This window comes from Shigella dysenteriae (genome assembly GCF_022354085.1).
In the GTDB taxonomy this organism is placed as follows: Bacteria; Pseudomonadota; Gammaproteobacteria; order Enterobacterales; family Enterobacteriaceae; genus Escherichia; species Escherichia coli.
In genome coordinates, this window is the sequence record NZ_CP055056.1 from 1 (window position 1) to 10,221 (window position 10,221).

The window sequence follows — 10,221 nt, forward strand, 5'->3', positions numbered from 1 at the left end:
GTGGATAAGTCGTCCGGTGAGCTGGTGACACTGACACCAAACAATAACAACACCGTACAACCTGTGGCGCTGATGCGTCTGGGCGTCTTTGTACCGACCCTTAAGTCACTGAAGAACAGTAAAAAAAATACTCTGTCACGCACCGATGCCACGGAAGAACTGACGCGTCTTTCCCTGGCCCGTGCAGAAGGATTCGATAAGGTTGAGATCACCGGCCCCCGGCTGGATATGGATAACGATTTCAAGACCTGGGTGGGGATCATTCATTCCTTTGCCCGCCATAACGTGATTGGTGACAAAGTTGAACTGCCTTTTGTCGAGTTTGCAAAACTGTGTGGTATACCCTCAAGCCAGTCATCACGCAGGCTGCGTGAGCGCATCAGCCCTTCCCTGAAACGCATTGCCGGTACCGTGATCTCCTTTTCCCGCACCGATGAGAAGCACACCCGGGAATACATCACCCATCTGGTACAGTCAGCCTACTACGATACTGAGCGGGATATTGTTCAGTTACAGGCTGATCCCCGCCTGTTTGAACTGTACCAGTTTGACAGAAAAGTCCTTCTCCAGCTTAAGGCGATTAATGCCCTGAAGCGACGGGAGTCCGCCCAGGCACTCTACACCTTTATAGAGAGCCTGCCCCGGGATCCGGCACCGATATCGCTGGCGCGGCTGCGTGCACGCCTCAATCTGAAGTCTCCGGTATTTTCCCAGAACCAGACGGTCAGACGGGCAATGGAGCAGTTACGCGAGATTGGATATCTTGATTACACGGAGATCCAGCGGGGGCGAACAAAACTCTTCTGTATTCACTACCGGCGTCCCCGGTTAAAAGCGCCGAATGATGAGAGTAAGGAAAATCCGTTGCCACCTTCACCTGCGGAAAAAGTCAGTCCGGAGATGGCGGAGAAACTTGCCCTGCTTGAAAAACTGGGCATCACGCTGGATGACCTGGAAAAACTCTTCAAATCCCGCTGAACATAAACTGTAGTCAGTGAAGAACGCCCCTTTACTGACTACAGCTTATATTAACCGGTGCAGTGAGTGCTCTGCTCACTGCAGTTTATATTCTGTTTCCTGCAGTACTGTCTGTAGCTGAGCTGCCATCTGCCTGTCCCTTACGTAAGTGATCCCGTAACCTGATGCTGAGGCATTGCTCCCTTCATAAAACATGACTTACTCACTACAGCTTATATACATGCTCCAGCTTATGTTATGTCTGTTCTGCTGACCACAGCTTATATAAGGAAGCGCGTATGCCGTCACCTCAGGGGAGGCAGTGTACGCAGGATCTCCGCAGCATCCCGCCCGTCACCTGTGAAAGGCACTGCCAGCGTGGCAGCCATATCCAGTGCAAACACCCGCGTATAAACCTCCATCGAACGTGGATCCCTGTGACCAGCCAGTGCCTGAATGACTTTCCGGGGCTGGCGGTGATAGAGCATGTGCATGATATAGCTGTGCCGGAAGGTGTGTGGCGTGACCGGAATCGAAAAGTGTACCCCGTCAGCTTCGGCCCGTCTGACAGCCTGCTTCAGCCAGTTGCGCATGGTTTCGTCGGTCACGGCCCATAATGGTTCACGACGACGGGGCCGGGTGGTGATCATCCAGCTTTCCATCTGCCTGACATAGCTTATATCTGTCAGCGGAACCAGGCGCACTTCATCTTTTGGCGGGCGTCCGCGTCGCGCACGCACTTTTTCGGACAGGATCCGCACAAACGGTCTTACTCCATCCAGGTCAAATGATTCCGGCGTCAGCATCCGGGCTTCGCCAATACGCATTCCGGTATTCCAGAGGGTAGCGAACAGCATATGGTGACGCTGATCCGGCATATAGAAAAGAAGGGCACTCACTTCCGGGGCCAGCAGGTAGGCCGGTGTGGCCCCCGTGGAAGTGGCCATTCTTCTCAGGGAGAGCGCTGTTGCAAAATCCACCCCCGGCGCAATGGGTAACAGGGAGACGCGTTCTGGTGAATTCTGCAGGGGAATGACATTGTTCATGAGTTATTTTTCACGTAGCACACGCACTGTTTATGGATACAGGTATTCTGACCTGAACGCCCGGATCCTTCCACGACAATAAATCGCAGCACGCGGATCCTTTTGTTTGCTTATCACGCATTATTGCGGGTAAAACCAAATACGTAAAGGCGCATTTTGCCGCAGGGATCCCGTCTTAAGCCAGTCGTGGCGCGGGCTGATGGCTGGTTTGCCGTTTTTGGGAGAATTGGGGTAATGCCAGGATGAATGGGATCGGAGAAAACAGAGAAAGGGAACAGAAAGGGAGAAGGTGCACCACGTGTATTCTGGCCCGGGACGTCACCGTCCCCCTGACAGTTTGACTTTACACAGGAAGGTTGCAGACTCAGCATAATGACTGATTTATATGCAATCCTGCCCATGATTAATATAAATCATAATAATGATTATGCAGAAAATCACTTTCGATAAGATGTATATAATTACTACATTTCCATATAGCATTTTCCGCATAAAATAAGAAAATATATGTAACTAAAATGTATCAAGTCTGAGATATGATATTATATTAGTGCCTTATTCATTGCCTGATATCCTCTTTCCGTAACCTGCATGTACATGAATCTTACTCATGATTGCCACTCTCTTATTTATCCTAAGTCCTGTCCCCTCTGAACTGGCGTTTCCTGCGCTCAACTGATATCAAAAGAGGGTTAGCAGGCCCTGACATCAAAGCACTGATGTTATTTAATGTCGGGAGTAATATTTTATTTAATATCAGTTAGTGTCTCCGGTACCACTTCCCTGACACGTTATATCTTCAGATTTCCCCGGAAACAGGAGGTGACGAACAACAGCCTCATCCACACATAAATTAGAGCCAGCTAGCGCCAGCGTATGCCCGTCACCGTTAATAGTCAGTAACGGAGCTGAAAATTTATCTGCCATTTTACGGGCATTTATCCAGGGAGTTGTCGGATCATATTTGTGTGCCACAAACAGTAAACCGGATGGTAAAACAGTATTCTTCAGGCGTGTCTGTTGCAGATCGCGATGAATTGGCCATAATTCACAAAATTCAGGTAAATCGGACTGTTCCCTCTCAAAATTAACGGCCGGAAATGCGTCAGCAAGGGCTTTTTTTCGCGATTTTCGTTGTTCCTGTGATAATTGTTCATCACTCTGATCAACACATAATATTACACCCAGAGCATCACTGACTTTTTCCGATGCTATGGAAGAATTAAGTGCAGTTTCAATTTCATTGCTGACAATACCCTGAGAGAACTGACGTACGGCCGTTGCAAGTGTTGGCCATGATGAGCGCCATAACAGAAGCTCTGTCGTTAATGATATGAGATCATCTGAAGATATACTTTCCCCCCTGCTGTCTGTTAAAGGAGAATTATGTAATTTTAATAAAAGCTGATGGAACTGATGTATTGCCTGATTCCTGTCTGAAGAAAGTGGACAACTTTTTGTCCTGGCACACCATGCAGCAAAACGATCAAACGTTTCCTGATAACTGTGGGCCTGCCTGAGTTTCCATGAAAAATTATCATTTAAATCATCAATATCAACGACACCGTCAAAAACTATAGATCTGATACTGGATGGAAAGCGTTCGGCATATAAGGCTGCAATCTGTGTACCGTATGAATATGCTACAGCTGTCAGTTGTTTATCTCCCAGAGCTTGTCTGATGCGTTCAATATCATATACAGCCTCATGAGATCCAATATGGCGAATGACTTCAGCTCCTGTATTATGGATACAGGCATTAATTTTCTGTAAAATTAGTTGCTTTTCACTTACATTCACCAATCTTTCTTGATTGGGTTGCTGGCAGTTTATGGCAGGAAAGGACTGACCGACACCTCGTGGATCAAAACCGATAATGTCCCATGATTCCCGAAGATTTGTGACCGGCCAGTCAAAATTGATATAAGGATTAATTCCGGGTAATCCAGGTCCGCCACTTATTATAATAATACTCCCTTTACGTTTACTTTTTGCCGGCAACTTTGTCATCGCCAGTCTGACAAGTGGTATATTTTCATCTGACACATCCTCACCTGTGTCGGTATATTTTAGCGGTACAGATAGATATCCGCATAACAACTCAGGTGAAGAGCTTTCTGTACCAAACCAGTCACTGTATGGGCTGGTCATACAGGATTGCCACTCGATCTGTCTGGCAGACACAGTTCCGCAAAGAAAAACAGAAAAGATAAAGAATACTAAAGTCCTTCTTAAAGGCTTCATTATCACACGCATTGCATCTCCTGCATTGGTAAATTATTACCCTGACCAACAGACAGAATCCCCGGCGGTATAATTCTCACCGGGGATGATGACAGTTAAAGTTGTTAAAACGTGTACTTCAGACCGGCCGTCGTAATGAAGTTGTAATTTTCAATTCCAGCCCCGTTATTATTATGCTCCGAAGTATTATCACTACGGTCGTAAAGAGATGTATCCCCTTTTTTATTTGTGAGACGACTCCATACACCCTCGATGTACACTTTTGCCTCTGGGGTAATATAGTAACCGGCATTAACTGCAACAGAATAGTAATTCTGGTTTATTACTTTGCTTCGGAATGTAGTTTGTCTTACATAATGCTCATCATTATCAGATCCCCTGACCCACCCGCTGTATTTAAATGCACCACCAAACTCAAAATTATCGTAACGGTAGTTTCCTGTCAGACCGACATAAGGAATTTTAAAATGTTGTTTATAACCAATCACTTTTATTTTATCAGGTAACGCTCCCGTTTCATTCCGGAAACCACCATTCTCACTGTAAATATAAGTTCCTCCTGTAGCATTAAAACTGTAACGGCTTTCCTGATAACCTGCCATAATAGCAAGGCGATAATCAGATTCTTTTAAAAACCAGCCTTTAACGTTCAAATCAAATTCGTTGGCATAATTAAGACGTGTATCAGGATGCCTGCTTTCATCTGTCCATGTTCCGGGAGTCCCGGAATCCATCCAGTCCTGATCAACCATATCCCCCCCCCCGACTATTGAGAGTGGTCCAGCCAGCTGCACCAACAGATAACCATGGATTCAGCTCCCAGTTAACGGCGCCTTTAAGAATGGCGGCGTTACTGTATTTCCAGTCCAGTTGGCTGACTTTACGTCCACCTTCTTCAGGCTCATAAACCCGTTCTTTTGTTTTGCCACTCAGTGTACCTAAATTAATCTCTGTACTTATTTTCTCCGGGCCGAAGAAATCAGAAGCAGAAGCTTCCTGAGAACTGAATACCACAGGTGCTGCAAGCATAATTGCCAGAAGCTTAGTTTGCATAACAATGACTCCCTTCTGTCACTTCTACATATGTATATGATTCTTTTGATGTACACCGGTAAGTCAATTATCAGTACTTAATTTGTTTAGCTTTTGTTTAACCTAATAGTTTGTTTTTGTGAGGTATATCAATATATCTAAATGATATGCGGTAATGGTGTGTATGTCATCTGAACATTCTTTATGGATAGTCTGTATAGACAGAACTTAATGTTAACATGGCTATTTGTTTATATAGATAGTCATTTTTATCTTAATACATCTGGCACATTATCTATTTGATATACTGATATGGTTCTGTAATGAGGTAAGAGTTTAGCTACTAAATGGAGGGCCTGACGCAACTACAGGATATGAGGTGAAAATATCGTCCTGATATGGCATAGTGAAATATTATAGTCGCTTTCTTAACTTATCCGGGCCTGGATAAAGTCCTCAGTTTTTTCTGATGGATTGTTGGATTTTTTAAGATTTTTTTATCTTTTTACTTCAAAAAAGATCTTGTAATTATTGCAGTAAGTTGCATTGATAATGATTTTGCTATTGTATACAAAAAAACAGACCTTATAGCATAGCACTTTTAAAGTTGTATATTACAATATACATAAAAGTCATGTCAATTATCACTTAAGGTTTGTTAAAAATCATATGAGCCATAAATTTTATTATGTTATCTCTTTCCTTCTCTCTCTGGCATCATCACCTTCGATAGGTGATGAAATGAATTGCCAACGTTATTTTTGTTTTGTTAATGGCATTGTTGAAATAAGGACTGCTCCCGAAGAATATCAAAACAAGCCAGTTCTGGTTGGTTCACAAAGTGACGGGCTATTAATTATTGATAATCATGCGGATATTGAGGATGGTATATTTTCCACACTTCATATTGGTAATGGATATAATGGTGCTGTTGATGTTATTAATGGTGCTGCTTTACATATGGATAATCGTTCAGGAAGCGCACCTCTTATTGTAGGTGCATTCGGTAATGATATTGCAGGAAAACTTAATATTTCTGGCAGAAACAGTATAGTATCATATAGAGATACGCCCAGCAGTTCTGGACATAACGAATCTATTTATGTCGGTTTTAGGCCTGGTGCAACAGGATGGATTAATATTTTTAATGGTGGAGTATTTGAAGTTTTAAATAGTACTAATATATATGTAGGTTCAGATACTCCTGGTGGGGGAGATGGCAGTATCGTGATTGATGGCAGCAACAGCAAGATGACCGCAGATTTTTCTGAGGCATATGTCGGGCTTTATGGTAATGGTGATATTTCCTTAAAAAATGGAGGTCAGTTATCTGCCAGTAACTTATATATAGGAGGTAATGGTAGAGCCATTGTTAATATAAGCGGTACTGATTCCAGATTAATTGCAAATATGATAACCATATCAGGAAGTTCTGGTGCGCCGGGTATTTACATAGCAGATCAAGGAATTCTTAATGTAGATAACTACATCAATATAACTACGGCAAATGACACAAAAGGGAAATTATTCATCAATAGCGATATGCCTGGAACTATTGAATCTAAAGGGATTCTTTTTGGTGTTGGGAAGGCAGAGTTGATTTTTAAACATAACTCTGACAATTATGCTTTTTCATCACCTTTAATTTCTAAAAACACAGGTAATGGTATAATTAATGCAGAGAGTGGCGAGACGCATCTCACGGGAGATAATACCGATTATAGTGGTTTGTTGAATATTTTACCCACGGCAAGTATTGATATCAGTAGTCAAAAAAATATCGGCAAGTCAGTAATTGTTAATAATGGGGTGCTGCAAATAACCAGCCAGGATGACTGGACATTCAATAATAATATGACTGGTAACGGTTATCTTAATGTTCATACTGGTGGACATAATTTTGCTTTCCAGAATTCAACGAATACACAGGAATTTACAGGTACGCTGGCATTGTCTGATACACTCTTTGACTTGAGTGACGACAATACCACTGCACTAACTTCAGCACTAGTGCTTGCTGGGGTCGGGAGTGTGATAACTGCAGGTACTGGAACTCAGGTTATTAACGGATTTTCATTTGACGGTGGAGCCGTAAATTTCGGTGCCGTAACTCAGGGAGCTCAGCAAACTGAATCCCAGATTCAGGTTACTGACAATCTGTATATCAATGGAAATGGTGCTGTACGGGTTTCAACACCCACAGATGTGAATGGTATTCCACAGGTTATTAATTCTTCACTTTCATTGCTGGAACAGGATGACAGTAATGCCACCATTAAACTTGTAGATGCAAGTTCCGCAGTTGTAAAGGGGAATGGTGGAAACCTTCAACTGCAGGATGCCTCCGGGCAAGTAATATCCTCAGGTAAGCAAAGGAATATAGTTCAACTGGGAAAAAATGTTGCTAAGGGGGTATACGATTATCGTCTGACATCAGGGCCCCATAATGATGGACTGTATATAGGTTATGCTCTGACTCAGCTTGATTTGCTAGCCTCTGGTGTTGATGCACTCGTGCTTGATGCTGCAGGTACAACTGGAAATGCAGCAGACATGAGTGCCCGTATCACAGGTGCCGGAGACCTGGCTTTCAACAGTCAGAAAGGAGAAACCGTTTCTCTGTCGAATCAGGATAATGATTACACAGGAGTTACAGCTATCCGCGGTGGTAATGTCCTCATGAACAGCAACAGTGTTCTGGGACAGACCAGCGAGATTCGTCTGGCTACTGATACCCGGCTGGACATGAACGGTCATAGCCAGACTGTTGGTAAGCTTAATGGTGCTGCAGGTTCTGTACTGAACATCAATGGCGGGAATTTGACCCTGACTGATGATGGCGTATCTGCCGGTACTCTGACTGGAGGTGGCTTCCTGAATATCAGCGGCGGCGTCCTCGATATTACAGGAGGCAACCACACTTTTGCTGTCAGCACCATAATAGCAAAAGATGCAACTGTCCGAATGAACGATGTTTCCGGACTGGGTACTGGTAACATCAGTAACGCTGGGACATTATCTCTTACTCATGCCTCAGGCTTGCTAAGTAATAATCTGAGTGGTTCTGGTACAGTATCTTTGATCAATAGTGATACCCAGATTTCAGGAAATAACAGTAACTACTCAGGGCTGTTTGTAGTAGATACCAGCTCTCAGTTGACTGCCACTGGAGCGCAGAATCTTGGGATTGCTTCCGTGAGTAACCGTGGAATCTTGCAGCTGAACAACACAACAGACTGGCAACTTATAAATAATGTTACTGGAACCGGTAATGTCCGTAAAACCGGTTCCGGTTCACTGACTGTCCGAAGCAATGCTGCCTGGAGCGGACAGACAGATATTGATGACGGCTCTCTGATTCTTGGGCAATCTGATGCACCTGTCATGCTCGCCAGTAGCCTGGTCAATATTGCAAAGAACGGTAAACTTACCGGATTTGGTGGCGTAGTAGGGAACGTAACCAATAGTGGAAGCCTTGACCTGCGATCGGCGGCTCCGGGAAATATTCTGACGATTGGAGGTAACTACACCGGTAATAATGGCACGCTGCTCATTAACACAGTGCTGGATGATAGCTCTTCTGCAACCGACAAACTGGTAATTAAAGGCGATGCGTCCGGTAAGACCCGAGTGGCTGTTACGAATGTTGGTGGTTCAGGCGCTAATACGCTGAATAGTATTGAAGTTATTCATGTTGATGGTAATGCAGCTAACGCTGAATTTATTCAGGCCGGACGTATAGCGGCCGGCGCTTATGACTACACTCTTGGACGTGGGCCGGGAAGCAACTATGGAAACTGGTATCTGAGCAGTAGTAAAAACACTCCAGAACCAAGGCCTGATCCTGAACCTACTCCGGAAGGGCATGATAACAACCTGCGCCCGGAAGCCAGCTCCTATACCGCGAATATAGCTGCGGCAAACACCATGTTTGTGACCCGCCTTCATGAACGTCTGGGGCAGACGCAATACGTCGATGCAATTACCGGAGAACCGAAAGCAACCAGTATGTGGATGCGCCATGAAGGAGGACATAACCGCTGGCGCGACGGTTCTGGTCAACTGATAACTCAAAGTAATCGTTATGTGATTCAACTGGGTGGTGATATCGCACAATGGGATTGGGGTGGAACTAACCGCTGGCATCTGGGGGTTATGGCTGGTTACGGTAACAACCATAGCAGTACAGGTGCAGTACGCACCGGATACCATTCAAAAGGCAGCGTAAATGGTTACAGTACCGGGCTGTATGCTACCTGGTATGCTGATGATGAGACTCATAACGGAGCTTATCTGGATACCTGGGCTCAGTACGGCTGGTTCGATAACCATGTGAAAGGTGACGGACTGCCGGGTGAATCCTGGAAATCAAAAGGACTTACCGCCTCACTGGAAACAGGTTATGCCTGGAAAATCGGGGAATTCAGCAGCAACTATGGCAATCTGAACGAATGGTATGTTCAGCCTCAGGCCCAGCTTGTCTGGATGGGGGTTAAAGCTGATGAACTCTATGAAAGTAACGGTACTCTTATTGAAAGCACCGGAGACGGTAATGTCCATACCCGTCTGGGCGTGAAAACCTGGATTAAAAGGCTCAATAAAATGGATGATGGTAAATCACGTGAGTTCAGCCCATTTGTGGAGGTGAACTGGTTGCATAATACCCGTGATTTTGGGGTTCGTATGAACGGCGAACCGGTGTATCAGGATGGTACCCGTAATATCGGAGAGGTCAAAACTGGTGTGGAAGGTCAAATAAATCCCCATCTGAACCTGTGGGGGAATGTGAGAGTTCAAGTTGGTGATAAAGGGTATAACGACACCTCAGCCATGCTGGGTGTGAAGTATACATTCTGACTATGGTTTTCTGTAAATTCAAAATATACTTAGTTTATTATGAGTCAAGTTTAATCATAAATTAAATGGCTGATAATTTCATACT

At 44.4% G+C, this 10,221-nt stretch carries 4 protein-coding genes and 2 pseudogenes; 2 read left to right on the top strand and 4 right to left on the bottom strand.

Translation table 11 applies throughout. The features are described from left to right. Nucleotides 1-978 (top strand): RepB family plasmid replication initiator protein, encoded by a 978-nt coding sequence (locus HUZ68_RS24210; protein WP_000361612.1) that lies wholly within the window; start codon nt 1-3, stop codon nt 976-978. Between the two features lie 284 nt (nt 979-1,262). Here HUZ68_RS24210 and HUZ68_RS24215 read toward each other — a convergent pair whose 3' ends face one another. The 4 genes and pseudogenes from HUZ68_RS24215 to ompP form a co-directional block, all read right to left on the bottom strand. Then, nucleotides 1,263-2,003, bottom strand: a complete 741-nt coding sequence (locus tag HUZ68_RS24215) for a tyrosine-type recombinase/integrase (RefSeq protein ID WP_001066942.1) — start codon at nt 2,001-2,003, stop codon at nt 1,263-1,265. 120 nt (nt 2,004-2,123) lie between these two features. After that, a pseudogene (locus tag HUZ68_RS24220) lies at nt 2,124-2,258 on the bottom strand (serine/threonine protein kinase); the annotation flags it as partial. Nucleotides 2,259-2,759: 501 nt separating this feature from the next. Then, a complete protein-coding gene (locus tag HUZ68_RS24225; RefSeq protein ID WP_012775847.1) occupies nt 2,760-4,259 on the bottom strand; it encodes an alpha/beta hydrolase in 1,500 nt (499 codons plus the stop codon). Between the two features lie 92 nt (nt 4,260-4,351). Continuing rightward, nucleotides 4,352-5,300: pseudogene (gene ompP, locus HUZ68_RS24230) on the bottom strand (omptin family outer membrane protease OmpP). Nucleotides 5,301-6,020: 720 nt separating this feature from the next. Here ompP and HUZ68_RS24235 point away from each other — a divergent pair. Continuing rightward, the gene (locus tag HUZ68_RS24235; RefSeq protein ID WP_194161729.1) at nt 6,021-10,136 is read left to right on the top strand and encodes an autotransporter outer membrane beta-barrel domain-containing protein; all 4,116 of its coding nucleotides are present in this window, start codon (nt 6,021-6,023) and stop codon (nt 10,134-10,136) included. Nucleotides 10,137-10,221 lie beyond the last annotated feature (85 nt).